This window comes from Candidatus Desulfosporosinus nitrosoreducens, assembly GCF_030954495.1.
Classification (GTDB): Bacteria; Bacillota; Desulfitobacteriia; order Desulfitobacteriales; family Desulfitobacteriaceae; genus Desulfosporosinus; species Desulfosporosinus nitrosoreducens.
In genome coordinates, this window is the sequence record NZ_JAVHUW010000048.1 from 73,784 (window position 1) to 100,244 (window position 26,461).

The window sequence follows — 26,461 nt, forward strand, 5'->3', positions numbered from 1 at the left end:
TTGTTTCATTTTAGCTCTCTACGCTTAATAAGACTTGACAACGGAACGAATTCTAAATAAAATATCATTATGAGTTTTTGTGCCATGGCTATGACTGAGCCCCATAACTTTGGCATATCACAAGCATGATTGAGCCCCATGTGCGTGAACTGAAACGGAAATCTGTTTAATTTTGGAGGGAAAGTCATGACCACGTTTTTCGCGAAGGCGCAAGAGCAAGAGCGCAAATGGTATATCATTGACGCTGCGGGAATTCCCTTGGGTCGTATTGCTACAGAAGCAGCACGTATCCTGAGAGGTAAACATAAACCAACATTCACTCCGAATGTTGACACTGGAGACCACGTCATTATTATTAATGCCGCTAAGTTATTACTTACGGGTAATAAGTTAAACGCTAAACTTTATCGCCGTCATTCTGGGTATCCCGGTGGATTGAAAGAAATCCCCTACAAAAAGTTGATGCAAATTATGCCTGAACGAGCTATGGAACACGCTGTGAAGGGAATGCTTCCTCATAACAAGTTGGGCGCCCAGATGTACACAAAGTTAAAAGTGTATAAGGGAGAATCTCACCCCCATCAAGCTCAACAGCCTGAAATCTGGACAATACAGTAGACTAAGGAAGGAGGAAGTATAAACTATGGCAACTCAATTACAATACGCTGCAACAGGACGCCGCAAAAATGCAATTGCCCGCGTTCGCCTTATTCCCGGTGAAGGAAAGTTCACTATTAATCAACGCGAGTTAGCGGAATACTTTGGCAAGAAAACACTGGAAATGATTGTTCAGCAACCTTTTAATATAACGGATACTCTCGCTAAGTACGACGTTATCGCTTTGGCACACGGGGGCGGAACTACAGGTCAAGCCGGAGCAATTCGTCTTGGGATTGCCCGCGCTTTATTAAAGGCCGATGCCAGTCTTCGTCCAAGCCTTAAACGAGCCGGTTTCCTCACACGTGACCCACGTATGAAGGAGCGCCGCAAATACGGCTTGAAGAAAGCCCGCAAAGCGCCGCAATTCTCCAAACGTTAATACTTTAAACTCTTGGAACCCTCAAACCTGCATGGTTTGGGGGTTTTTGCTTATCCTGAGAGCAGTCAAGGCCACTTTTTATAATACTGTATAGCATGCGGTATGACACAGCTCTCAAATTAGGCCCAGGGCTTTTTTCGATTCGTCAATTTCTTATGGTATACACCCTAGCTTTAATGCCGTTGTTGGCATGGCCCATAAACAGGTGTAGGCCTAAGAACTGCCAAATCGTTCCGTATTTATAGGGACGGTTGGCTTTTGGTTTTATTTTAGATTATTTCCGAGGCCTTGAAAGGAAAAAAGGGGTGCTTGTGGAAGTATCAAAGAAGCGAGGATTATCAAAGCGTATAAATATTAGAGGGGATTGGAACGGCAGCTTACTTGATGATCTTGCCTCCGGTGTGTGCCGTAAAGAAATTGTAATACCACCAACGAAGAAGGTGAAGTTATGAGTCAAATTCAAGGGACCTTCGATGGATTCGCGGTGATAGAGAATAAAAGAATTGTAAAATGCTCTAAAAAGATCGAAGCTGTGATAGATGATATGGGAATAGACTGGATCGCGGATTGGGACGAGTGCCAACTGCCATTATGCATAAAACTAAATATCGATAGGCAAATCACCGTTGAGTTCTTGGAAAAGGGAAAGTATTTGGCCATTTTTGAAGACTTAAAAAAAGTCAGGCTATTAACTGAAACTAACAGGGACCTGAAATTCATCTTTACAAATTCTTTTGATGGAATTTATGTAACCGATGGGAATGGGCTCACCGTAAGCTTGAATCCTGCTATTGAGCGGAATTTTGGTTTAAGTTCGTCAGAAATGATTGGCAAGAATGTTAAGGAGTTGGAATGTGAAGGCGTTTTTAATCCTTCAGTTGTTCTTAAAGTTTTGCAAAAGAAAAAAAGAGTGACTGCTTACCAAAATACGAAAATAGGAAAAAGATTAATGGCGACGGGAAATCCAATATTTAATGAAGACGGTGAAATTATCCGGGTTGTCTGTAATTCAACAGATATTACAGAAATTTATCAACTGAGGGAACTGTTAAAGGAGAAAGAAGAGAAAGTAAGGGTTTATGAAAATGAATTACTGTTATTGCGACAAAGAGCGACAAACCTGGCAGGATTCATTTTCAGTAGTGCAAAAATGCAGAACGTGTTCTCCAGGGTACAAAGAATTTCAACTGTAGACTCGAATGTGTTGATTACAGGAGAATCCGGAACAGGCAAAGAAGTTGTGGCAAGAGCTATCCACGCTCTGAGTTCACGCTCAAAGGGTTCGTTTATCAAAGTGAATAGCAGTGCAATTCCAGAAACTCTACTGGAATCTGAATTATTTGGCTACGACCCCGGTGCATTTACGGGGGCGCAAAAAAACGGTAAACCAGGATATTTTGAATTAGCTAATAATGGCACACTCTTTCTTGACGAAATTGGAGAGGTACCTTTATTAATTCAACCAAAATTATTAGAAGCGATCCAAGACAAATCGATTAAACGGATTGGCGGTACTAAAACGATTGAACTTGACTTTCGGCTTATAGCAGCAACAAATAGGGATTTAAAAAAGATGGTGGAACAAGGAACATTTAGAGAAGATTTGTTTTATAGGCTTAATGTATTGCCCATAGAACTCCCTCCTTTAAAGGAGCGTTCAGAAGATATTTCGCTTTTAATCCACCATTTTTTGACTAAGTTTAACACGAAACATAATTTGAATCGGCAGTTTACAAGTGAGGCAATTAGGATGCTTAGTAATTACGAGTGGCCTGGCAATATACGTGAATTGCAAAACTTAATTGAAAGGTTAGTGGTCTTAGCGGAGGACGTTCAGATTCGTGAGCAAGATATTATGGCCATGTTACCCAACTTAGCCCCAGGCCCTTCGCTGGCGGCGATTGGTAAAGAAGATAAGATGCTGGTGAAGGTAAAATTTGTTGGCAATGAAATCATTAGTCTGCCAGAGACACTTAAATCGGTCGAAAAAGAACTGATCTATGAGGCATTACATAAGTTCAGTTCAACACGTAAAGCGGCCCGTCAGTTAAAAATTAGTCAATCTTCATTAATGAGGCGTCTAAAAACGCATAACGTACCTGAAATTGAATTGTAAATGGAGCAGCGAACCGCCATTGAATCAGTTAGAGCCTACAGAACGAACCTAAATCGGTTCATTGGGGGTTTATATTTCATAATATTCTATATTTTGTGAAGGGCTTGAACTGGCACAACGTTTGCATTGATTAACTGTAAATTCTATTTATTAACTATTATTGAGGAGGGGTTAAAATGTTATTGGAAATTCAAAATGTTATCGCGGAAGAATTGCGGCTCGCGGAAAGGCGTATAATAACTCAACTTGAACCGTTGTTTGCAGAAGAAGAAATAGATGAAGGAACATTTGAGCATACAGCAAACTTGTTTATCCCCGATTGATGCCCGCGCCACCGCCCCCGAGGTAGCGATTGCCAGAAATTTCGGCCAGCCTAACGCATATTCTGCAAGCCTTCTCATATTGTAGAACGGAATAGACTGTGGAGGAGGAAGGGCATGAAATCAATCTGGATCGTTAGTTTAAGACGGCGAAAGGTGTATTTCTTTGGAAGTCTTCTTCTGGTTGGCTTGGTTTTGGCCGCAGGCTGGAAACTGGAGGGCGCGAACCAAAAAATTTGGAGTTGGACCTTGGGGAATAGAGTGATTGTGCTTGACGCCGGACACGGAGGAGTCGACCCTGGGGCTGTAGGAAAGAGCAAGGTTTTGGAAAAAGATATAACCTTGGCAATTGCCAAGCGTTTGCAAGCACATATTCAGCAAAGCGGAGCGAAAACGATCATGGTTCGAGATGACGACCGGGATTTAGGGACGTCTCAAGGTCTTTTAAAACGGAAGCGTGAGGATTTAGCTCAACGGATTCAATTGGCCATGGAAGCTCAGGCGGAGGTATATCTCAGTATTCATGCCAATAGCTTTCCCAATGAGAAACTGACCGGAGCCCAAACGTTTTACAATGCGGATTCGCCGGAAGGAAAATTACTGGCTCAGTCGATTCAGGAAGAATTAAATCATATGACCAATGGCAAAAGAGTTATTAAGGCAAATCAGGATATCTATGTTTTAAAAAAAGCTCAGCAAGCGGCAGTGACCGTGGAAGTAGGGTTCTTGTCTAATCCGGCGGAAGAACAATTGTTAACTACACCGGACTATCAGGAAAAGCTTGCCCTGGCCATTTATCAGGGTTTAAACAATTATTTCAGCAAAGAAACTCAACAACAACGGTAATCAAAAACCCAAAATAAAAGAAAATTAATGCTGAAAACTGTTAGTTTTTGCAGGAAAAAGCTAATCTGGCCACGAATAGTCCAATGTAACTTGATAAATATGTAAATGCAATAGCATGACAATCAAATCAGGTTTGAGCAGGGACTAGTCGTAGGTATTTGGGAAGGAAAGGAGCAAATAGGTGATATTAACGATTAGCTTATTCCTTTTAGGAGTCGTTTGTCTATTCTTAGGCTGGCGTTGGCAAAATCCGCCGAGTGAAGAAGTTCTGACAGCTTTAAAAGGAATTTCTTATTTAAAAAAGGAACTTCAGAGAGTTCAGGATCAAATCGATGTTCATGTCTTGGAGGAGAAATTCCAAAGAACTAAAATGATGGAAACCAGAGAGTCAGAATCTAAAAACATTGGTCCCCAAGCGTCCGAGCGGAATGAAGATGAGCAGAAAGAGAAAGGTAAACTCTACTCGTTGACGGTTAAGGAACCGGGAAGAAAACATAAAGCCGAGCTACAGCGGCATTCAAATTTGTCGCCCAAATATCAGGAAGTGTTGTCTCTGGCGGCTAATGGACAAGGTATACCGGAAATTGCTCAACGTTTACTGTTGAGTCAGGATGCGGTAAGAATGGTTTTAAAGACTCAAACTCAAGGGGGAGCCCAGTGAAAGTATCACGTTCGTATTGGCTTGGCTTAGGCTCTGGTTTAATCTTGAGTGCAATGTTGACTCTGGTCATTTCTCCAGCTCAGGGACATTTTTCGGCTGCCAATGAAACAACTTCTTCTCAATCCGCAAAACAACAAGTTTCCCAACAGCCTGCTGAGAAGACAGAAAAACCGCTTCAGTCGGCTGAAACCGGCAAGCCCGTTGCGGCGCAGCTTTCTCAGGTAACGCCCTCTCCTTCCCCGGAGGTTTCCCCAATAGAACGAGACTTTGTCGTTCCCCAAGGAGCCAGTGCGGATAAGATCGCGGATCTCTTAGCTGCCCAAGGGTATATAAAAGATAAAGAGGCTTTTTTAGCAAGCGCTCGTCAGCTGGGAGCGGAAAGCAAGTTTCGGACGGGAAAATTCACTTTGACCTTAGGGCTGACTCCTGAGGAATTAATTCACCGCTTATTAAAGAATTAGGGTATAAACATTTGGCCTCACAAGCAGGATGTTTGTACCCTTCATATTTATAGTCAGAACTTTCTTGTACTACCGGAAAGTATAATCTTCGGTATCTACTTTCCCAGCATAAGGGCAACTAAGCCGCCGTCTGCGCCAGCCAAGTTTTCTTTACACGGGAAAAGGATTTGGCTAAAATTGAGCGAAAGAGTAACATAATGAAACTTTCTGTTTGGTTCGAACGTATTAAGAATGAGGATCGTAAATCCTTTTAAACTTATAGATAGGAGCCAGGGAGTATATGGATGATGCCGAGATTATTCGGCAGGTGCTGGCAGGTCAACACCACCGCTATGCGGACCTCGTTCAACGTTATCAGGAACCACTGATTCACTTTTTAAGACGTATTCTCAACTCCGATGAAGATATTTTAGATTGTGCCCAGGAGGCTTTTGTTGCGGTCTACCGCAATTTAAACCGCTATTCCCAGGATCAGCCTTTTCGCGCCTGGTTATATGCCATCGCCCGAAATAAAGCTATTGATATCGTGCGCAAGCGGCAAAGAGAAATTACTGTGGTTTTGGACGAGACGCTGGAAGATCTTCGGCCGAGACCGGAAGAGATCTGGTTTGAAAAGGAACAGGCGTCCTATCTCGCTAAGATTTTAAACGAATTGCCCGCACATTACGCCCAGGCTCTTTTCTTGCGGTATCACCAGGACATGTCTTATACTGAAATAGCAACGGTGCTTCAGGTTCCAGTAAGCAGAGTAAAGACATATCTCCATCGGGGAAAGGAAAAATTGCGGCAGGAATTGGAGAGGAGGGATATTCATGAGAGAGATGGACGAAGATATTTGGGGTCAACTATTTCAGGATAAACCTATTGCTAAAGATGTCTTGCTTAAATTCCAATCCCAAATTATGCAGGAGATCACGACGGCTCCGGTGGATTTTGAAGTCCAAATTTCCTTGGCCAGACGCAGGAACTGGGTACTTTGGCGGCCATGCTCGCAGGGATACATGCTGCTGAAGCTCAACATTTGTGGCAGGGGATTTTACAGAATCTTTCCTCCCTTCAGAAACTAAAGATAAGATTGGACCTTTGGTGGGGAGTCATCGCCGGGCCTTTATTTGGCTTAACCTCCGTGTATATTGTCCTTTGTGGCGTAAACGGCACAAAGCCGATGTTTCGTCTGAAATAAAATATTCCCAATCTTTGATGGTTAAGGAATAAGTTCTCTTAATACTCCATAATATGGATAATGATGTTGTGCCCTGAGAAGGGCAGTGATCTGCCCGGAAACCAAGGAAGAGAATGAGACTGCTTGCGATGAATTCTGGATTACGGACAAGAGACATTGAAGGCTGACAAAGACACTTAATAAAAAATAAAGAGATTAAGAAGAGGGATGGGATGTGCATGGATGCAATTAAAGCTTTTTATAGAGATCAGGCACAGTACCTGCGCCAGGAAGTGTGGGAAGTTGCCCGCCAGATCGGAGAGCACCCTGAACTTGGATACAAGGAATATTTTGCGTCTGAGGTGTTAAGTAATTTTCTTAGGAACCATAATTTTGAAGTTAAAACAGGCATTGCAGGAGTCGATACTGCTTTTCTAGCTCGCTTTAGGGGCACTGTTCCCGGACCTAAGATCGCCTTTTTGGCGGAATATGACGCTCTGCCGGAGGTCGGACACGGCTGCGGGCATAACTTAATTGGCGCTGCCAGCGCCGGGGCCGCTGTTATTTTAAGTAAAAGCCTGGAACTTCCAGGAGAGATCATTGTCGTGGGCAGCCCGGCTGAAGAAACCAGCGGCGCTAAAGTGACTTTAGTGGAAAAGGGAATTTTTGAAGGGGTCGATGCTGCCATTATGTTTCATCCCGGAAGCCAAAATGTCCCTGTGATTTCCAGCCTGGCTTTGGATGCTTTGGAATTCACGTTTCACGGCAGAGCTGCCCATGCGGTAGCTGCCTCCCATTTTGGCATTAACGCCCTGGATGCCGTGATTAACTTTTTTGTGGGGATAAACTCTCTCAAAAAGCAAATACCCCACGACATGAAGATCAACGGAGTTATTACCGAAGGAGGCACGGTACCGAATATCATCCCGGAGCGGGCTGTGGCGCGCTTTTACCTTAGGGCCCGGAAACGGAAAGAACTGGATGAATTAAGGGAGCAGGTAATCCGCTGCGCCGAAGGGGCGGCTGCCATGGTCTCCGCTAAAATGACTTGGCAAAAGTTTGAATTTTCCTACGATGAAATGCGGACTAACTTAACGTTGGCCGATTGTTTTACTAGAAATCTGCGCGAGCTGGGCATTCAGCATATTGCCCCTCCCCAAACGGCTATGGGCTCAGTGGATATGGGCAATGTCAGTCGGGCTGTGCCCTCGATACACCCTTATCTGACCCTGGGGACCGGTACTGAAATACCGCATACGAAGGACTTTGCCCAGGCTGCCGTTTCCTCTGAAGGGGAGAAGCTTTTACTGCGGGCGGTGCAAATTCTCGCCTTTACTGGTTCAGATGTCTTGAGAGATAAGAAGCTTTTGCAGCAAATTAAGAAAGAGTTCCGCTTAGCTAAATAAAAGAACGATAAAATCCAAATTTATTTGACGTGTCTTTTCGAGCCGTGCGTCAGAGAGGTTAGGCGGAAGAGAGGATTATTTTAGGCGCAGGCTAACCCTTGGAAGTATTAATATTTTAAGCAGAGGAATAATGAAGATAAAGCCGTAAATTTTGAAGAATGAGAATCAGATTAATAGAGGAATGTACGCTGGAGTCAAAGAAGAGAGCTGCTGAGTAAGCTCTTTTTATTTTGCAGAAAGTATAACTGAAGTAAATACTTTTAGGCAAAGCATTGAATTATTATGCGTGCATATGTATAATTATGAAAAAGAACTAGAAGCGGAGGAAATGACATGAGAGTTGGAGTGCTTGGAGCGACAGGATATGCGGGGCAGGAATTGGTACGACTCTTGCGTCGCCATGAAAAAGTAAAAGAGCTGTATCTATCATCGTCCAGTGTGGCGGGTCAGGAGTACGCGGAGGTTTATCCTCACTGGAGCGGTCAAAATATAGGTATCTTGCAGGATGAAAATGTACCTGATCTTGACGTGGTGTTTTGCGCACTTCCCCATGGCCTTACAGCCTCAAGGGCCGGGGGATTTTTAGAACGCAAGATGAAAGTTATTGACTTGGGAGCGGATTTTCGTTTGAATTCAGCTCAGATTTATGAGGAATGGTACAAAGTGAAACATCCTGCCGTTGAGTTGCTTTCTGAAGCTGTGTATGGGCTGCCGGAGCTTAACCGTGAGCAAATTAAAGGAAAAGCTTTAATTGCCAATCCGGGTTGTTACCCGACAGCAACCTTGCTGGCTCTGGTCCCTTTACTCAGAGATCAATTGCTCTATACCGAGAATTTGATTATCGATGCTAAATCGGGTGTTTCCGGGGCGGGACGAGGAGTTGCCCTGGGATATCATTACTCGGAGGTCAATGAAAATTTTAAAGCTTATGGAGTTGCCAGTCACCGCCATACCCCGGAAATAGAGCAAGAGCTTTCCCGGGCGGCCGGGCGGCCCTTAACGGTGAATTTCACGCCTCACCTTGTGCCCATGACCAGGGGAATGTTAGCCACCATATACGCCAAAGTCAGAGCAGGAATCCAAGAAGAGGACTTGCGCAAGTCCTGGATCAAGCACTACGAAAAAGAACCCTTTGTTCATATTTTGCCGCGGGGTACGTGGCCGCAGACGAAATTCGCCAGCGGCAGCAACCAGGTCTTTTTGCAATTAACGCTGGACCAAAGAACTGGTAACGCCATAATTGTGTCTGTCATCGATAACTTAATGAAAGGCGCTGCCGGTCAAGCGGTGCAAAATATGAACCTGATCATGGGATGGCCGGAAGAACAAGGAATTAGCGGAACGGCGCTTTGGCCTTAAACGAAGGGCCTTGCTATTGGGAATAACGATGAATGTCGATGTTAAAAGGAGTATGAGGGTATGGGTAAGGCAGTTGAGGGTTGGAGACAAATCGCAGGCGGTATTGCCGCGCCCCAGGGATTTTATGCTGTGGGCGTTCAGGCAGGAATTAAGTATCCTGACAAATATGATGTGGCTTTGATTTATTCTCAGGTTCAAGCGCAGGCGGCCGGGGTGTACACGAAAAACTTAGTGAAAGCACACCCCCTTTATTTAACCCAGAACCATTTGCGCAACGGCTTGGCCCAGGCGATAGTGGTTAACAGTGGAAACGCCAATGCCTGTGTGGGAGATTTCGGAGATCAGTCTGCTTTAGCGATGGCCGAAGTGGTGGCTATGTTTACGGCAGTTTCGCAAGATGACGTGCTTGTTGCTTCGACCGGAGTGATCGGAGTCGAAATGCCGATTGAACGTGTTTTGGTCGGAATCCGGGCGGCAAGTGCCGAGCTTTTGAGTAATGTTGTGCAGGATTTAAAAGGCCGGCAGGACGACGCGCCAAATGATGGGGCTCATCGGGCAGCTTTGGCAATTATGACGACGGATACCGTGGTCAAAGAGTATGCTTACGAACTTCCCTGTTCTCAGGGAGGTGTGATTAAACTGGGGGCTATGGCCAAAGGATCAGGGATGATTCATCCCAATATGGGAACTATGTTAGGCTTTTTGACAACAGATGCGTCTGTTCCTTCCGCGGTTTTGCAGCGCCTCTTGCGTGAGGCTGTGGAGGAGAGTTTCAATATGGTCACAGTGGACGGAGATACGAGTACGAATGATATGGTACTTATTTTAGCGAATGGTACTTCGGGCATCACTCCCAGTGACGAAGACATGATTAATTTTGAAAACATGGTCAAAGGAATGTGCGTTCAGCTGGCCAAAGATATTGCTCGTGATGGGGAAGGCGCCAGCAAGTTCATGGAAGTCGCGGTTTCAGGGGCTAAAACGAAGGAAGATGCCCGCAAAATTGCCCGCAGTATTTGCGGGTCCAGTCTGGTGAAAGCCGCATTGTTTGGCGAAGATGCCAACTGGGGAAGGATTTTAACCGCGGCGGGATATGCGGGGGCGGACTTTGATCCGGGCATTGTGGATATTTTCCTGGGAGATATGGTTGTGGCCCAAGGGGGTCGAGGGGTTGCTTTTTCTGAGGAAACTGCCAAAGAGATTTTGGGGCGTAAAGAAGTACAGATTCGCTTAGCCCTGAACGGCGGGGAAGAAAAGGCGACAGCCTGGGGATGTGATCTTACTCATGAGTACGTCACGATCAACGGAAGTTATCGAACCTAAAAAGTGGAGGTGCCGGAGATGACCCCTATCGAGGAGGGAATTGGCAAAGCCGGAGTTTTAGTAGAGGCTCTGCCCTATATTCAGAAATTCGCGGGAAAAACAGTCGTGATCAAATACGGCGGTCACGCCATGGTGGACCCCGTTCTTAAAGAATCCGTGATGCTAGATATTTTGCTTTTGCACTCGGTGGGAATCCGGCCTGTTTTAGTTCACGGCGGCGGGCCGGAGATAAATGCCATGTTAAAAAAAGTGGGGATTGAGAGCCAATTTGTCAAAGGCTTGCGGGTCACTGACGCGCAAACGATGGAGATAGCCCAAATGGTGCTTCTGGGAAAACTGAACACGGAAATGGTCTCTATGCTGAACCGCTTTGGCGGCAAGAGCGTCGGCCTGTCCGGCAAGGATGCTCAGTTGCTGCTGGCAACTAAGAAGCCTCTCCAGATTCCCAACAGCGCCGGGGAAATGGAGGAAATTGATTTAGGGCTGGTCGGGGAAATTCATACGGTCACACCGGATATTTTACATACCCTGTTAGAACAAGGGTATATACCTGTTATTTCTCCGGTAGCCAGTGGGGAAAATGGGGAAACCTTCAATGTCAACGCGGACACCGCTGCGGGAAAAATAGCGGAAGCCTTGAGTGCCGATAAGCTGCTACTTTTAACCGATGTTCGCGGTATACTTCGCGATGTAGCGGCCCCAGACTCACTTATTTCAACGATTAGCAGAAACGAAATTGATGTTTTAGTGGAACAGGGGGTCTTGCAAGGCGGAATGCTGCCGAAAGTTGAATGCGCGGTTTCAGCCTTAGAGCAAGGCGTTGGCAGTGTGCATATTCTTGATGGGCGAATACGCCATGCCGTCTTACTCGAACTGTTTACAGACGGTGGAATTGGGACTATGTTCAAAGACTAGGCAATGAAGGCTTGATTTAAATTACTGAATGTCAAAGGTCAAATTTTGAATAAGATAGGGTGAGGAAACAATGACACAGTTAGAGGGCTTATCTATGGAAGAAATCATAGAGCAAGGAAAAAATGTGGTGATGAACACCTATGGCCGCTTACCCATGACGATGGTTAAAGGGGAAGGGGCTTGGGTTTGGGATACGGAAGGAAAACGTTATTTGGATTTTTTAACCGGACTAGCCGTTAATTCCTTGGGGCATAGTCATCCGGCCATTGTAAAGGCTATCCAAGAGCAGGCCCAAGAGATTTTGCATACGTCGAATTTATATTGGATTCCGAATCAAGTTGCTTTGGCAGAGCGTTTAGTGAAACATTCTTTCGCCGATAAAGTGTTCTTTTGCAACAGCGGCGCGGAAGCTAATGAAGCGGCTTTTAAATTGGCCCGGAAATATGCCAAAAAAATGTATGGATCACCTAAATATGAAGTGCTGTCCATGGAGAACTCTTTTCATGGACGCACTTTAGCCACACTAACCCTGACAGGGCAGACCAAATATCAAGAAGGGTATGACCCTCTGCCCGTTGGCTTAAGTTATACCGCCTTAAATGATGTTGAGGGACTAAAAGCTAAAATTAGTGAAAAAACAGCCGCGGTCTTTATTGAACCCATTCAAGGTGAAGGGGGAGTTATTCCCGCTACGAGTGAGTTTCTGCAAAAGGCCCGTGCCTTGTGCGACCAATACGGCGCTTTGTTGGTTTTTGATGAGGTGCAGTGTGGGGTCGGAAGAACCGGAAAGCTTTTTGCTTATGAATGGAGCGGTGTGACTCCGGATATTATGACCTTAGCCAAAGCCTTAGGGGGCGGGGTGCCGATTGGGGCGATGCTTGCCACGGACAAAGTTGCCGCTGCTTTCCAGCCGGGAGATCATGCCTCAACGTTTGGCGGGAATCCTCTGGCTACTGCCGTAGGCTGCGCTGTTTTAGATGTAATGCTCGCAGAAGGGTTTTTTGCGGGTGTGCAGGAAAGGGCAAACTATTTGCGCCAGGGCCTTGAACAATTGGCCCGCAAGTATCAAACCGGAGACCCTGTGCGGGGGCAAGGGTTTATTCTCGGCTGGCCTGTTGCCAAATTTGGGCCGGAACTCGTCGAGAGCTGCCGCCAAAAAGGATTGCTGATAAACTGTGTCGGAGGTAAAACCCTGCGCTTTCTGCCTCCTCTGCTGGCAGAAAAGGCAGAGATAGATGAAGCTTTGAACATCTTGGATGATGTTTTCAGCGAGATTTGGAAGTAATGCCAAGAGTCAGGGGACTTGAAGCCGGAAAGAAAATAATGTTGACCGGAAAAGCGATTAAATAATTTAGGCAATAGAAATCGGGAAAACAGAGAGAACTTTTTAGTTCTTGATTCAAGGAGGGATGAGATGAAGGCAGCACTCGTTCTTGAGACCGGGAAGGTTTTTAGGGGAGAATCCTTTGGGGCAACCGGCGAGGCCTGGGGTGAGGTCGTTTTTAACACGGGAATGACCGGTTATCAGGAGGTATTGACAGATCCCTCATATGCGGGGCAAATGGTTTGCATGACCTACCCGCTCATCGGAAATTATGGAGTTAATAAACAGGATGATCAGTCTGAAAAGGTTCAGGTTCAGGGATTTATTGTGAAAGAGGCGGCGCGCAATCCCAACCATTGGCAACTGGAAAAGAACGTTTCGAGAACGCTGGCCCAATCCGGTGTGGTTGGCATCAAAGGTATTGACACCCGTGCTTTGACTCGGATTATTCGTGAATTTGGGGTCTTGCGCGGGGTGATTACTACCGAGATGGAACGTATTGAGAGGCTGCCTGCCCAATTAAAAGCTTGGCAGGTTCCCGAAGATGTTGTTGCCGAAGTCAGTACCAAAAAAATTTATACTTTGCCTGCTCTTGGCGAGCCAAAGGAGCAATTTCATGTCGTTGTGCTGGATTTTGGCATTAAAAGGAATATTTTACAAGCCATGCAGGCTCAAGGTTTCCGCTTAACTGTCGTTCCTTTCAGCACATCAGCGCAACAAATTTTAGAACAAAATCCTGACGGTATTTTTCTCTCCAATGGTCCGGGAGATCCGAAATGTGTCCAGGCGGGGATAGCAACGATTCGAAGCTTGATGGGCCAACGTCCCATCTTTGGAATCTGTTTGGGACACCAACTATTGTCTTTGGCTCTGGGCGGAGATACTTACAAGATGAAATTTGGACATAGGGGCGGCAATCAGCCTGTCCAGGAGCTGGAGTCCAAACGTGTGACGATTACTTCACAGAATCATGGGTATGCGATCTCCGAGGAAAGCCTGGTCCAGACTCCTTTGTACGTAACCCACCGCAATCTCAACGACCAAAGCGTTGAAGGGGTTAAACATCAGGAGTTGCCGGTATTTTCCGTTCAGTATCATCCGGAAGCCGGCCCCGGGCCGAGCGAATCCCTTTATCTCTTTGAAGAGTTTGCACAATTAATGCAGGAATGGAGGGCTCAGCATGCCTCTTAATCCGGCCTGGAAAAAGGTCCTGGTCATTGGCTCAGGGCCAATTGTGATTGGGCAAGCGGCAGAGTTTGATTATGCCGGAACCCAAGCCTGCAAAGCTCTGCGTGAAGTAGGTTTAGAAGTGGTCCTGGTCAACAGTAATCCAGCGACGATTATGACAGATGCTAAAATGGCTGACCTCACCTACATTGAACCATTATTGCCCGAGTATCTGGAAAGAATCCTGCAGAAGGAGCGTCCCGACGCTTTGCTGCCGACCTTAGGCGGTCAAACGGGTCTCAATCTGGCCATGGAGTTGGAACGCGGCGGTGTCTTAAAAAAATACGGTGTGGATCTGCTTGGCTGTAATGCGGAAACTATTTATAAAGCGGAAGATCGTGATGCGTTCAAAGAGACAATGCTTTCCTTAGGCGAGCCGGTCGCTGAAAGTGTCATTGTGACAAGTCTCCAAGAAGGAGAGAAGTTTGCCGAAAGTCAAGGTTTTCCCTTGATTATTCGCCCCGCTTATACTTTAGGCGGGACCGGAGGGGGAATCGCCAAGAATTCCAAACAATTGGCAGAGATTTTACAGCGGGGGCTGCAAGCCAGTCCGATTGGGCAGTGCCTTTTAGAGCGAAGCGTAGCGGGTTGGAAAGAAATTGAATATGAAGTAATGCGTGATGGTGCCGATAACTGTATTACAATTTGTAATATGGAGAATATAGATCCCGTGGGAATTCATACAGGAGACAGTATTGTAGTAGCTCCTTCCCAAACGTTAAGTGACGTTGAATATCAAATGCTGCGGGCTTCTTCCCTGAAAATTATTCGGTCTTTAGGAGTCAACGGCGGCTGTAATGTGCAGTTTGCCTTAAACCCCGCCAGCCGGGAATATGTTGTGATAGAAGTCAATCCTCGGGTCAGCCGTTCCAGTGCCCTTGCTTCGAAAGCGACAGGCTACCCGATTGCTAAAATGGCGGCTCTTTTAGCGGTTGGTTTTACCCTGCCGGAACTGACCAATCCGGTGACAGGGCATACGAGCGCCTGTTTTGAGCCGGCTCTGGATTATGTCGTCGTCAAGTTTCCCCGCTGGCCTTTTGATAAATTTCCGGCCGCAGATCATCGCTTAGGTACGCAGATGAAAGCGACGGGTGAGGTAATGGCTATGGAGCGAACGTTGGAAGGTGCGCTGTTAAAAGCGGCCCGCTCTTTGGAAATTGGCAGTGTAGGGCTTCGTATTCCGGTTTCCGGCGGCTGGACGGAGATGGAGATTGAAGACAAACTTGCTTCGACAGATCATGAACGCTTTTTTGCCGTTGCCGAAGCGTTTCGGCGGGATTGGACAAATCTCGAAGTGCAAATGCTCACTCAGATTGATCCCTTTTATCTACATAAAATTAAGGATCTGGTTTTATTGGAACGACGCCTTCAAGGAGAGCCTTTAACCCTGGAGTTGTTACATTTGGCCAAAATTCAAGGATTCTCCGACTTGGCGGTTGCCAAGCTGACTGGACGTACGGAAGAAAAAATACGGGCTTTGCGGATGGAAAACGGAATTATTCCTGTCTTTAAAACGGTGGATACCTGTGCGGCCGAATTTGCCTCGGCAACGCCCTACTATTATTCGTCCTATGAGGAAGAGGATGAAGGAGAAGTGCACAGCGGGCCTAAAGTTGTTGTCTTAGGTTCAGGCCCGATCCGGATCGGGCAGGGGATAGAGTTCGATTATTGCTCGGTTCATGCCCTCATGGCTCTTCAAGACGCGGGTGCAGAGGCAATTATGATCAATAACAATCCCGAGACAGTTTCCACAGATTTTGATACGGCAGATAAATTGTATTTTGAGCCTTTAACGTTGGAAGATGTGCTTCATGTCCTGCATAAGGAGCAAGCGGAGGGTGTACTTGTGCAATTCGGCGGGCAGACGGCGATTAATCTGGCAGGGCGGCTTGACCGGGCTGGGGTGAAGGTTTTGGGAACTCCTGTGGACGCCATTGATATGGCCGAGGACCGGGAACGCTTTGCAGAGCTCTTAAGCCGCCTAGGAATCCCCCAATCCGAGGGACGAAGCGTTACTTCCGTCAGTCAAGCGTCTGATGTGGCGGAGGAATTGGGATTCCCGGTGATTGTTCGCCCTTCCTATGTGATCGGGGGACGGGCCATGCAAGTCGTGGAAACTCTCACTGAACTGGAAGATTATTTGCGTCGGGCGATTCATCTTTCAGAAGAACATCCCATTTTGGTCGATCGTTATTTGGGTGGCAAGGAAGTAGAAATTGATGCCGTTTCCGACGGCGGGACTACGGTAATTGCCGGAATAATGGAACATATCGAACGTGCCGGCGTTCACTCCGGAGACAGCTTAGCGGTTTATCCTCCTCAAAGTCTGACTCCCGCCGAAATTGACCAGATTCAGGATTACACTTGCCGCTTGGCCTCCGGGCTTGGCATTCGCGGGTTGATTAATATTCAATTTGTCGTCCTACGCGGCAAAGTGTATGTTTTAGAAGTGAATCCAAGGGCAAGCCGAACTGTGCCGATCCTCTCCAAAGTGACAGGGATTCCTCTCGTTAATTTGGCGGTTCAGGTTGCTTTAGGCCAGACCTTGCAGGAGATGGGCTATAGACATGGGCTCGCCGCTGAGGTACCTTTCGTAGTGGTTAAGGCCCCGGTCTTTTCCTTTGAAAAGCTGACCAAAGTTGAAACATCTTTGGGCCCGGAAATGAAATCAACGGGTGAAGTTCTGGGAATGGACATTCAATTTGGGCATGCTTTAGCCAAAGCCTTTGCGGCCTCGCGTATTCCGCTTCCCAATGATGGGAACATCCTGGTTTCCGTGGCGGAAAAGGACCGGCCGGAGGCGATTACCCTTGCCTTTCAGCTTGCCAAGCTGGGCTTTGGAGTGAAAGCGACGGGTGATACGGCTAAGGCTTTAGAACTCTGCGGAGTGAAGGCTGAGGCGGTAAGTGAATCCAGTCAGGTCCTTCAAGAGTCTATTCGGCAGCGGGAGTTTTCTTTTATCCTCAGCACCCCAACGAAAGGGAAGGCTCCCGAACATACAGGGTATTTGTTAAGACGTTTGGCGGTGGAGCATGGGGTGCCTTGCTTCTCTTCCATGGATACGGCGAAGGCGGTTGTGCGGGCCTTGCAGGAGATCCGCGGTCATACGGCTCCGCAGGTGCTTTCGTTACAGGAGTATTTGGCTTAGGAGAAGAGGAATTACACGTTCGTGTTTATAGTGGGTGAATATCAGAAAGTCCAACTCAGTAGATACGCTAAGAAGAAGCTTCAGTGACGGTTTGTCATCGAAGCTTCTTTGCATTATTTAAGAATAATCAAGCCAGGCTCTAGTAAATTTTTAAAGTTCCCCAAAATTAAAAATAAAAAAGTACCAAATGTTCAGTTTATTCAAAAGTAGTGTATAATAATTTGGAAAGATAACACAGGCACTCTAAAGAAAATATTAAAGGAGGAAGGCTTTTGTCTTCAAAGTTTTTAATTGTCGCCGGGCCTTTGATTATTTTAGGGAACGCCCTTTGTGCCATTGTGATGGGTCTCCACAGCTAATACTCTTCATATTCAGGATCTGTGGAGTGATATGCGCGAATAAAATATTGAGGTGGGGGGTTGTTTATGAGAGAAGCGACAATGTTGAAAAAAGATAAAACAATATCTCCTGATAGGCAAGGACCCGAAATTACACTTGTGCAAGGAAAGCCGGCTTTAGGCAATCAAGAGTTACTGAGAGCTTTAGAGGCCAGCAAAAAGCTCAGTCCCGGCAGGGGAACCAATAAGGAGCTTCCGGAGCAAATGAGAGCGAGGATGGAAGCCCATTTCGGTTTTGACCTTTCCGGTGTTACCTGCAAAGAATCCTCCGAGGTTTCAGATATAGGTGCTAAAGCTTATGCCCGGGGCAATGTGATTAAATTCTCCCCAGGCCAGTTCAATCCCGACACCGCAGCGGGCAGGCGGATGATTGGACACGAGCTGGCCCATGTGGTACAACAGGCCGAGGGCGGGATAAAGTCCAATGTTGAAGGAAGCTCTGTTAATTATGACGAAAGCCTGGAAAGTAGAGCGGACTTGGAGGGGATTAAGGCCGCATCTATGGCGGAAGGAAACATAAGCGCGCTCACCGGGATAAATCTGGCACCGCTGCCGGTCATGGATGCCGGAAGTTTGCCGGTACAAGGCGTATTTGGTTGGATTAAAAAATTATTTGGCGGCAAAGAGGACCCGGAAGCAGCCCAAAAGGATGTAGCGGTGGATAGCGGATCAGCCGATATTTTGAGAGAAAATTCAGTGCTGAGCAATGAGGAGTTTGGCAGGTCTCGCAATGCTGCAAGCACCGGCACAGTAGGCACGGCCGGTACTGTTCTGGACTTGAGTAAAAATATTGTCTCTACCGGTGGCGGAGTTGCAAGTACTTTCAGTTATGCAAATGCTTTTAACAATCCGGATGTGATTAGTGGATTTGGAGCTCCGTCCGGGGCGTTTGGAACGCTTGGCTCCTTGACGCAGGCTTACACAGACTACACAAGTATCAATGGACATCGGAAGACGGAGGATGAAAATCTTAGCCGTCTGAATGTAGCCTCTGATTTGGGTATAGCAGTTACGTCCGGGGCAAGCAGTGCCGTAAATAGTTCTAAGCTTGCAGGTACGATGATAGAAGCAGCAACTACTCCTATTGCCTCAATCGGAGCGCTGGTTACAGGCACGGCGGATATAATATCCGGAGGCTATGGCGCATACCTTGCCGGTGACCGGAGTACAAAGCTCAAAAAGCTTCACGATGACAATAACTTTAACCCTGATAGCGGTATTGCGCGTTTTGCGGCAGATGCTCAAGCGGGTAAGGGGCGGGTGGATATTGGCAAGAGTGTAAGGGGTGGCTTAACACTGGGGGGAGGTCTGGCTCTTGGTGCAGGTGCGCTTGGCATTGGGGCTCTAGCCGCTACACCCATCGGTTGGGGTCTGATGGCCGGCGCAGGTTTGGTTGGCGCAGGATTATGGGCATATAACAAATACAAGCGCCATAAAGCAGCCAAAGAAATGCTGAATGACAAAGAATATAAGAATGAGCTGGAAACAGCCGGCATCAAAATACCCACTGAGAAAGATACCGCTAAACTGCCCTGGTACAAACGCTGGTTTAGCAGTCAAAGCGAGATGAAGATGGATTTGATCAAGGGGCAAATTGCAGATAAACTGGCGGGTGACTCAAAAAGTGCTTTGAGCAAAAGAATTCTTGCCACTATGGGTTTTAAGAATAAAGATAAGGAGGGTAAACCGATCTCTCCCGATGTAAGAGAAATATACAAATCATTAGATTATTAATCACTTTCAGCCGGAGGAGTCGATGTCTTTGGCAAGCGACTGGAGATGCATTATACACCGGCATTTCTTATGTAATGATGCTCGGGTTAAGTTAAAATGATTATATCCGGTAATTAAATAAATAGAACTTTTAGGTGTTACCTGGTATCAGGTAACACCTCTTTTCCGTATTAAGGGGTCCATTGAATTTTTAAATCGGGGCATGATATATTGAGTGATGTATGTTTAACCTTCGCTTACTAATTTATTTATCCGCTGACTAATCCGCTCTAAGACTCCCGCTTCGGCAAGCGGTGAGTTAAGAGCAGCTAAATCTCTGGATAAGTGAGACTAAGATTCAGATGGAGTTAAAACTCCGCCTGAATCAAGTCTTCTTTAATCTGCGAAAAACTATACAGTTTAGTTGTTGCATTATTATACATTTTTGAGTATAATAATACACATCGAAGGAGTGGAAGAGATATGAAAACAATAGATCGTTCGAGTTTTAAAGGCCGAGATTTTATTTCACTGCATGATTTTTCCCAGGAAGAATTAAATTGCTTTTTAGAGGTTGCCCATGAGCTTAAGGCAGAGCAAAAGGCCGGGCATCCGCATCCGATTCTTCAGGGTAAGACTTTAGGGATGATTTTTACCAAGTCTTCAACCAGGACTAGGGTTTCTTTTGAGGTAGGAATATATCAACTTGGCGGACAAGGGCTCTTTTTAAGCGGTCGGGACATTCAGCTTGGCAGAGGAGAAACGATTGCCGATACGGCTCGTGTTCTTTCCCGGATGGTTGACGGAATTATGATCAGGACATTCAGTCATCAAGAGGTTTTGGATCTGGCCAAGTATGCCACTATTCCGATTATCAATGGACTTACGGATTTGCTGCATCCTTGCCAAGTTCTGGCTGACCTTATGACAATTCAAGAGCACAAGGGGCGTTTGGCAGGCTTAAAGTTAGCTTACGTCGGAGATGGAAATAATATGGCCCATTCCTTGATGTTTGGTGGAGCGAAAATGGGTTTACACGTTGTTATCGCTTCTCCTTCAGGATATAAGCCTGATCCGGCAATAGTAACTTTAGCGCAGGAGGACGCCAAAGCTAACGGCGGCTTCGTAGAGGTGATTGATGATCCTTCAGAGGCGGTAAAAGGCGCCGATGTGCTTTATACGGATGTTTGGGCCAGTATGGGGCAAGAGGCGGAAGCCAGTGAGCGTATGAAAGCTTTCCAAGGATATCAGATCAGTTCCGAATCCCTGAAGCTTGCGCAACCCTCCGCGATCGTTCTGCACTGTTTACCGGCTCACCGCGGAGAGGAAATTACCGACGAGGTCATTGAAGGTGCTCAATCCGTAGTTTTTGATGAAGCGGAAAACCGTCTTCACGCTCAAAAAGCAATTATGGCTTTGGTCATGTAAAGGAATCCTTCTTGACTTAGATACTGGAGTTGGATATGATTTTTCGGAAGGCAATTTCCATAAATTTTTGTGAGCAGGCAGCAAATAAAGTGCCTTGAAGTACATCTTTCTCGCACTTACTATACTTCGTTTGTCTGCCTATTGGATGTTTGTATGAAAAGGAGAATAAACTATGAAAAAGGTTGTTTTAGCATATTCCGGCGGTTTGGACACATCGATTATTATCCCTTGGCTAAAGGAAACCTATGGGTATGAAGTTATTGCCATGGTTGCGGATCTCGGTCAAGGAGAGGAGTTGGCTCCTCTTCAGGAAAAGGCCATTAAAAGCGGAGCCAGCAAGTTGTATATCGAAGATTTAAGAGAGAAATTCGTGACAGAATTTATCTTTCAAACCTTGAAAGCCGGAGCAGTTTACGAAGGGGATTATCTCTTAGGTACTTCGTTTGCCCGCCCCTTGATTGCCCGCCGCTTAGTAGAGATTGCGGAGAAAGAAGGCGCAGTTGCTATTGCCCATGGCGCTACAGGTAAAGGAAATGACCAAGTTCGTTTTGAATTAAGTGTTAAAGCCTTAAATCCTGATCTGGAAATCATAGCCCCCTGGCGGTTATGGAACCTTAAATCTCGGGAAGACTGCATCGACTATGCCCAAGCACGTGGTATTCCGGTTCCGGTCACTAAAGACCGCCCTTATAGTATGGATCGCAATCTTTGGCACCTTAGTCATGAAGGCGGAGACCTGGAGAATCCTTGGAATGAGCCGAAGCGGGACCTTTATTTACTTGGCGTTGCTCCGGAGGATGCCCCGGATGAAGCAACCTACCTTGAACTTGGGTTTGAGCAAGGAGTTCCTACATCGCTTAACGGTCAGAACATTCCTCCTGTCAAGTTATTGGAAACCCTCAACGAATTGGGAGGGAAAAACGGCATAGGGATTGTCGATATGGTGGAAAACCGACTAGTAGGAATGAAATCCCGCGGTGTCTATGAGACGCCGGGCGGTACGATTCTTTATACGGCTCATAAGGCTCTGGAACACCTGACCCTGGATCGCCTTACCCTTCATTACAAAGAGCAAGCCGCTCTCAAATATGCTGAAATAGTTTATGATGGGGTTTGGTATTCTCCTCTTCGTGAAGCTCTCGATGCTTTTGTCAATGTTACTCAGAAGAACGTTACAGGAACGGTAAGGGTAAAATTATACAAAGGAAATTGCTCTTTGGCAGGGGTGAAATCGCCTTATTCCCTGTATAACGAAGCTTATGCCACTTTTGGGGAAGACGGAGTATATGATCAAAAGGATGCCGCCGGATTCATTAATCTCTTTGGCTTGCCGCTGAAAGTCAGGGCGTTAATGGAAAAACAAGCGGGGCTGCGCAAATGAAATTAAAGATAAGCGCCGAGACCTCGGCGCTTATCTTGGGGTTGGTATTTTAGGGGAGCTAGGCTCCCCTTCTGCTTTTAAAAATCAGGAAAGGACGATGGACAGTGAAACTCTGGGGTGGACGTTTTGAAAAAACAACCGACGCATTAGTGGAGGATTTTCATTCCTCGATTCGTTTTGACCAACGTTTGTACAGGCAGGATATTTTGGGAAGTATAGCCCACGCCAGAATGCTGGGCAGTGTAGGAGTCATTGCGGAAGACGAAGCCTCTGATTTAATCGCGGGCCTCCAAGCAATCCTTGAGGATATTCAGGCAGGAAAGGTTGAATTTGAGATCGGGGCTGAAGATATTCACATGAATGTGGAAAAGCTTTTGACCGAACGAATTGGCCCGGTAGGAAAAAAGCTGCATACCGGACGGAGCAGGAATGATCAAGTGGCCTTGGATTTGAGACTCTATTTGCGGGAAGAGATCGACCAATCAAAAGCTTTAGTTGTTAAATTGGTCCAAACTCTGCTGGATTTGGCTCAGAAGCACCTGGAAACCTGGATGCCAGGTTATACACATTTGCAAAAGGCCCAGCCCATCACTTTGGCCCATCATTTAATGGCCTATATTCAAATGTTTTTGCGGGACCTTGGACGCTTAAATGATACCCGTAAACGCCTTAATGTGTCGCCCCTCGGTTCAGGGGCCATGGCCGGAACTACGTTTCCCCTTAATCGGGAGAAAGTGGCCTCGGAATTGGGGTTTGACGGAGTAACCTTGAACAGTTTGGATGGTGTAAGTGACCGGGATTTTGCCCTGGAGTTTTTAGCGAGCGCTTCTATCCTTATGATGCATCTCAGCCGCTTATGTGAAGAGCTTGTCCTCTGGTCAAGCGGGGAATTCCAATTTATTGCCATGGATGATGGGTATTCTACCGGGTCGAGCATTATGCCTCAAAAGAAGAACCCGGATGTGGCGGAATTAGTGAGAGGGAAGACTGGGCGTGTCTACGGTGATTTGATGGCCCTTTTGACAGTGATGAAGGGGTTGCCTCTTGCCTACAATAAAGACATGCAAGAAGATAAAGAACAGGTTTTTGACGCTGTGGATACCCTGCAAAAGTGTTTATTAGTCGTAGAGCCGATGCTGAGGACGATGCAGGTTCAGCGGGAGGCCATGGCCGGGGGGGCCAAAGGCGGGTTTACAAACGCGACTGATTTAGCGGATTACTTGGCCAAAAAAGGAGTACCTTTCCGGGAAGCCCATGAGTTAGTTGGACGAATTGTTTTGCACTGCACTAAACAGGGCATCGGCTTAGAAGAGTTAACCCTTAGTGAATATCAAACTATTTCTCCGGTGTTTGCCAATGATCTTTTTGAAGCGATCGGGATTGAGCATTGTGTACGTGCCCGGAAAATCATAGGAGGTCCTTCTCCGGAAACAGTGGCTGAGGCAATCCGGCAAAGCCAGGCAGTTTTGCTAAAATTGTTGGAAAAGTAACTCTTATTTAGCGAAAGAAAATGTCGTAATTAGTTTTGCAGGGTCGGTATTTGGCGATTCTTAAGAAAATAGCAAATTGATTCGGGTTAGGGGTGCCAAAGGAAGGTTAATACCCGTATAGGGTTTAGCTTTGATTTGCACCCTGCTATTTTTCTGAAGGTTATCGTTTAATCAGACTTACTATAGACAGAAAACTGTGCATAGTGTGGATAACTCTGTGGATAATATCGAAATAGATTGGTATTTTGCGTGGATAAGTGAGGGGTAAGCGGGGGATAAGTGGATGAAAGCTGTGGATAAGCGGTCTGCGCGTTTCGACTAGATGCGACGAACAGACTATTAATCATAATTTTTGTGAAGAGGGATTATTTACACTTATAAAGGAGGAAATGTCGGCACGAAGGTAGAAATTCTCACACATGATTTTTTAATACTAATATATGCTAAGAACAAAGGATTCAAAAGCTCCAAAAGAAAATGCGACGGTGAAAGTGACGAGGTAATTGTCGATGGAAAATCTAACAATGCTCACAGATCTTTATCAGTTAACCATGATGCAAGGGTATTTTGTCAATGGATACCGGAACAAGGAAGCTGTCTTTGATGTCTTTTTTCGTTCAATTCCCTTTAACGGAGGGTACGCTTTAGCTGCCGGATTGGAACAAGTTATAGAATTTATCGAAAATCTCAGATTTAAAGAAGATGATCTGGCATATCTAAAAGGTCTGAACATTTTTCAGGAAGACTTTATAGAAGAACTGCGCAATTTCCGATTCACGGGAGACATTGATGCCGTTCAGGAAGGGACCCCGGTTTTTCCGTATGAACCTTTAATCCGAGTAAAGGGGCGTATTTTTGAAACTCAGCTTTTAGAAACTGCAATTTTGAATTTGGTCAACTTTGAAACCCTAATTGCGACGAAAGCTTCCAGAGTTGTTACCGCGGCCGGAAAGGGGCCGGTCATGGAATTCGGCTTACGCAGAGCTCAAGGGCCGGATGCAGGAGTTTTGGGAGCCCGGGCTGCTTTCATTGGCGGGTGCCAATCAACATCCAACGTCTTAGCCGGAAAAAGGTATGGCATTCCTGTTTCGGGCACTCAGGCCCATAGCTGGATTCAGTGTTTTCCCTCAGAGCTTGAAGCGTTTCGTGCTTATGCCCGAACATTTCCGGATAATTGCCTTTTGCTGGTAGATACATACAGTGCTTTAGAATCAGGAGTTCCCAATGCCATCAAAGTTGGGTTGGAGCTTGAAGCGGAGGGGTATCATTTTCAAGGAATCCGCTTGGACAGCGGGGATTTAACGTATTTGTCGCAAGAAGCCCGCCGAATGCTTGATGAGGCAGGATTAAAAAAAGCCATTATTGTCGGCTCAAATGATTTGGACGAAGAGACAATTTTTTCTATTCGAGCACAGGGAGCTAAGATCAATGCCTGGGGAGTTGGCACACATCTGATTACATCCAAAGACAGTCCTTCGTTAGGGGGGGTCTACAAGCTGGCGGCTGAAGGAGAACAGGGAGTTTTTCATCCGCGCTTAAAAGTCTCAGAAAATATCTCTAAGATTACAAATCCCGGAATTAAGAAAATTGTGCGCTTTTATAATCGGTCCGGTAAGGCTATGGCTGACTTAATTGCTCTCGATGATGAGGATTTCAGCGATCGTAAATCCTTGACCATCTTTGATCCGATACAGACCTGGAAGAGAAAGACACTGACGAATTTTCAGACCAGAGAGCTTTTGCTCCCCATTTTCAGAGCAGGAAAAAGGGTCTACGAGCCGCCGGCACTTCAGGAAATTCAGGAATATTCCCGTCAAGAACTGAACTCTTTCTGGGACGAAGTCAAGCGCTTAGCCAATCCACATACTTATATTGTCGATTTGTCGTCCAAACTTTTCGAATTAAAACAGGAGTTACTTTTAGCAATTCACAATGAAATAAAGGACAATAAAAATTAGGAGGTCGATATCATGTGGACAGAAGATGAATTAGCAAGTCGGATTAATAAAGCAGTAGAGTGGCTGCGCCTCAAGGTCGCCGAGGCCAACGCCAAAGGAGTTGTGGTGGGGATCTCGGGGGGCGTGGATTCCGCAGTTGTAACAGGACTTTGCTGCCGTGCCTTTCCGGACAATTGCATCGGGGTAATCATGCCCAGTCATTCGAATCCTGAGGATCGTGAGGATGCCCTCTGGATCGCTGAGGGTTTTGACCTTAGACCTTTGGAAATTGATTTGGCTGAAGCTCATACGTCAATCTTTAATCAAGTCAGGCAAAGTCTGACTGATCGGGACTGCACCGTTGTTGGAGAAACGCTGAGCCAAGGGAATTTAAAAGCCCGCTTGCGTATGTCGACGTTATACGCCGTAGCGAATGCTTTGAATTACTTAGTGGTAGGAACAGACAACGCTCCGGAAAGTTATACCGGCTACTTTACAAAGTATGGTGATGGTGGAGTAGATATTTTGCCGATCAGTTCACTTACCAAGACGGAGGTGCGGGCTTGGGCTTGGATGTTGGGATTGCCCCAGAAGATTGCCATGCGTGTCCCGACAGCCGGATTGTGGCCCGGCCAAACGGATGAGGCGGAAATGGGTCTAACTTATGATTTAATTGACCGTTACTTGCTCGGAGAAGAGGTTCCTGCTAAGGTCCGCGAACGTATCGAAGCTTTACACCGCCAAAGCGAACACAAACGAAATCTTCCGCCCAGCCTGGAACTTCCTAAACTTGAGAGGTTAGACTGA

Annotated in this window: 22 protein-coding genes; all 22 read left to right on the forward strand. The window is 46.3% G+C overall.

What is annotated here, in order from left to right:
* The first annotated feature begins 186 nt into the window (after positions 1–186).
* The 22 genes from rplM to nadE all read left to right on the forward strand — a co-directional run bounded on the left by rplM (position 187) and on the right by nadE (position 26,461).
* Positions 187–618 (forward strand): 50S ribosomal protein L13, encoded by a 432-nt coding sequence (gene rplM, locus REC12_RS10960; protein WP_308894351.1) that lies wholly within the window; start codon positions 187–189, stop codon positions 616–618.
* A 25-nt stretch (positions 619–643) separates the two neighbouring features.
* Positions 644–1,039 (forward strand): 30S ribosomal protein S9, encoded by a 396-nt coding sequence (rpsI, locus tag REC12_RS10965; RefSeq protein ID WP_308894353.1) that lies wholly within the window; start codon positions 644–646, stop codon positions 1,037–1,039.
* Positions 1,040–1,487: 448 nt separating this feature from the next.
* Positions 1,488–3,155 (forward strand): sigma-54 interaction domain-containing protein, encoded by a 1,668-nt coding sequence (locus REC12_RS10970; protein WP_308894355.1) that lies wholly within the window; start codon positions 1,488–1,490, stop codon positions 3,153–3,155.
* A 176-nt stretch (positions 3,156–3,331) separates the two neighbouring features.
* Positions 3,332–3,478, forward strand: coding sequence for a hypothetical protein (locus REC12_RS10975; protein ID WP_308894357.1), 147 nt, complete (start codon positions 3,332–3,334; stop codon positions 3,476–3,478).
* Positions 3,479–3,592: 114 nt separating this feature from the next.
* On the forward strand, positions 3,593–4,321 hold the full coding sequence (gene cwlD / locus REC12_RS10980; protein WP_308894359.1) for an N-acetylmuramoyl-L-alanine amidase CwlD: 729 nt from the start codon (positions 3,593–3,595) through the stop codon (positions 4,319–4,321).
* Positions 4,322–4,502: 181 nt separating this feature from the next.
* Positions 4,503–4,982, forward strand: a complete 480-nt coding sequence (locus REC12_RS10985; RefSeq protein ID WP_308894360.1) for a DNA-binding response regulator — start codon at positions 4,503–4,505, stop codon at positions 4,980–4,982.
* Positions 4,979–5,443 (forward strand): endolytic transglycosylase MltG, encoded by a 465-nt coding sequence (locus REC12_RS10990; protein WP_308894362.1) that lies wholly within the window; start codon positions 4,979–4,981, stop codon positions 5,441–5,443. Before REC12_RS10985 ends, REC12_RS10990 begins: the two co-directional genes overlap by 4 nt.
* A gap of 280 nt (positions 5,444–5,723) precedes the next feature.
* On the forward strand, positions 5,724–6,302 hold the full coding sequence (locus REC12_RS10995; RefSeq protein WP_308894363.1) for an RNA polymerase sigma factor: 579 nt from the start codon (positions 5,724–5,726) through the stop codon (positions 6,300–6,302).
* A complete protein-coding gene (locus REC12_RS11000) occupies positions 6,256–6,510 on the forward strand; it encodes a hypothetical protein (RefSeq protein WP_308894365.1) in 255 nt (84 codons plus the stop codon). Before REC12_RS10995 ends, REC12_RS11000 begins: the two co-directional genes overlap by 47 nt.
* Positions 6,511–6,844: 334 nt before the next feature.
* On the forward strand, positions 6,845–8,011 hold the full coding sequence (locus tag REC12_RS11005) for a M20 family metallopeptidase (protein ID WP_308894367.1): 1,167 nt from the start codon (positions 6,845–6,847) through the stop codon (positions 8,009–8,011).
* Positions 8,012–8,344: 333 nt separating this feature from the next.
* Positions 8,345–9,370, forward strand: a complete 1,026-nt coding sequence (gene argC / locus REC12_RS11010) for an N-acetyl-gamma-glutamyl-phosphate reductase (RefSeq protein ID WP_308894368.1) — start codon at positions 8,345–8,347, stop codon at positions 9,368–9,370.
* A gap of 60 nt (positions 9,371–9,430) precedes the next feature.
* Positions 9,431–10,693, forward strand: coding sequence for a bifunctional glutamate N-acetyltransferase/amino-acid acetyltransferase ArgJ (argJ, locus tag REC12_RS11015; protein ID WP_308894370.1), 1,263 nt, complete (start codon positions 9,431–9,433; stop codon positions 10,691–10,693).
* 18 nt (positions 10,694–10,711) lie between these two features.
* Positions 10,712–11,608 carry an acetylglutamate kinase gene (gene argB / locus REC12_RS11020; RefSeq protein ID WP_308894372.1) on the forward strand — a complete coding sequence of 299 codons (897 nt, stop codon included), beginning with the start codon at positions 10,712–10,714 and terminating at the stop codon, positions 11,606–11,608.
* A gap of 70 nt (positions 11,609–11,678) precedes the next feature.
* Positions 11,679–12,893: an acetylornithine transaminase gene (locus tag REC12_RS11025; protein ID WP_308894374.1), complete on the forward strand. Its 1,215-nt coding sequence runs from the start codon at positions 11,679–11,681 to the stop codon at positions 12,891–12,893.
* 129 nt (positions 12,894–13,022) lie between these two features.
* A complete protein-coding gene (carA, locus tag REC12_RS11030) occupies positions 13,023–14,123 on the forward strand; it encodes a glutamine-hydrolyzing carbamoyl-phosphate synthase small subunit (RefSeq protein ID WP_308894376.1) in 1,101 nt (366 codons plus the stop codon).
* Positions 14,113–17,307, forward strand: a complete 3,195-nt coding sequence (gene carB / locus REC12_RS11035) for a carbamoyl-phosphate synthase large subunit (protein WP_308894378.1) — start codon at positions 14,113–14,115, stop codon at positions 17,305–17,307. The genes carA and carB overlap by 11 nt, the downstream gene beginning before the upstream one ends.
* Positions 17,308–17,732: 425 nt before the next feature.
* Positions 17,733–19,439: an eCIS core domain-containing protein gene (locus REC12_RS11040; protein WP_308894380.1), complete on the forward strand. Its 1,707-nt coding sequence runs from the start codon at positions 17,733–17,735 to the stop codon at positions 19,437–19,439.
* A 462-nt stretch (positions 19,440–19,901) separates the two neighbouring features.
* The gene (argF, locus tag REC12_RS11045; protein ID WP_308894382.1) at positions 19,902–20,846 is read left to right on the forward strand and encodes an ornithine carbamoyltransferase; all 945 of its coding nucleotides are present in this window, start codon (positions 19,902–19,904) and stop codon (positions 20,844–20,846) included.
* Positions 20,847–21,018: 172 nt separating this feature from the next.
* Positions 21,019–22,227, forward strand: coding sequence for an argininosuccinate synthase (locus tag REC12_RS11050; RefSeq protein ID WP_308894384.1), 1,209 nt, complete (start codon positions 21,019–21,021; stop codon positions 22,225–22,227).
* Between the two features lie 104 nt (positions 22,228–22,331).
* Positions 22,332–23,717: an argininosuccinate lyase gene (argH, locus tag REC12_RS11055; protein ID WP_308894386.1), complete on the forward strand. Its 1,386-nt coding sequence runs from the start codon at positions 22,332–22,334 to the stop codon at positions 23,715–23,717.
* A 509-nt stretch (positions 23,718–24,226) separates the two neighbouring features.
* On the forward strand, positions 24,227–25,675 hold the full coding sequence (locus REC12_RS11060) for a nicotinate phosphoribosyltransferase (RefSeq protein ID WP_308894388.1): 1,449 nt from the start codon (positions 24,227–24,229) through the stop codon (positions 25,673–25,675).
* Between the two features lie 12 nt (positions 25,676–25,687).
* Positions 25,688–26,461, forward strand: coding sequence for an NAD(+) synthase (gene nadE, locus REC12_RS11065; protein ID WP_308894390.1), 774 nt, complete (start codon positions 25,688–25,690; stop codon positions 26,459–26,461).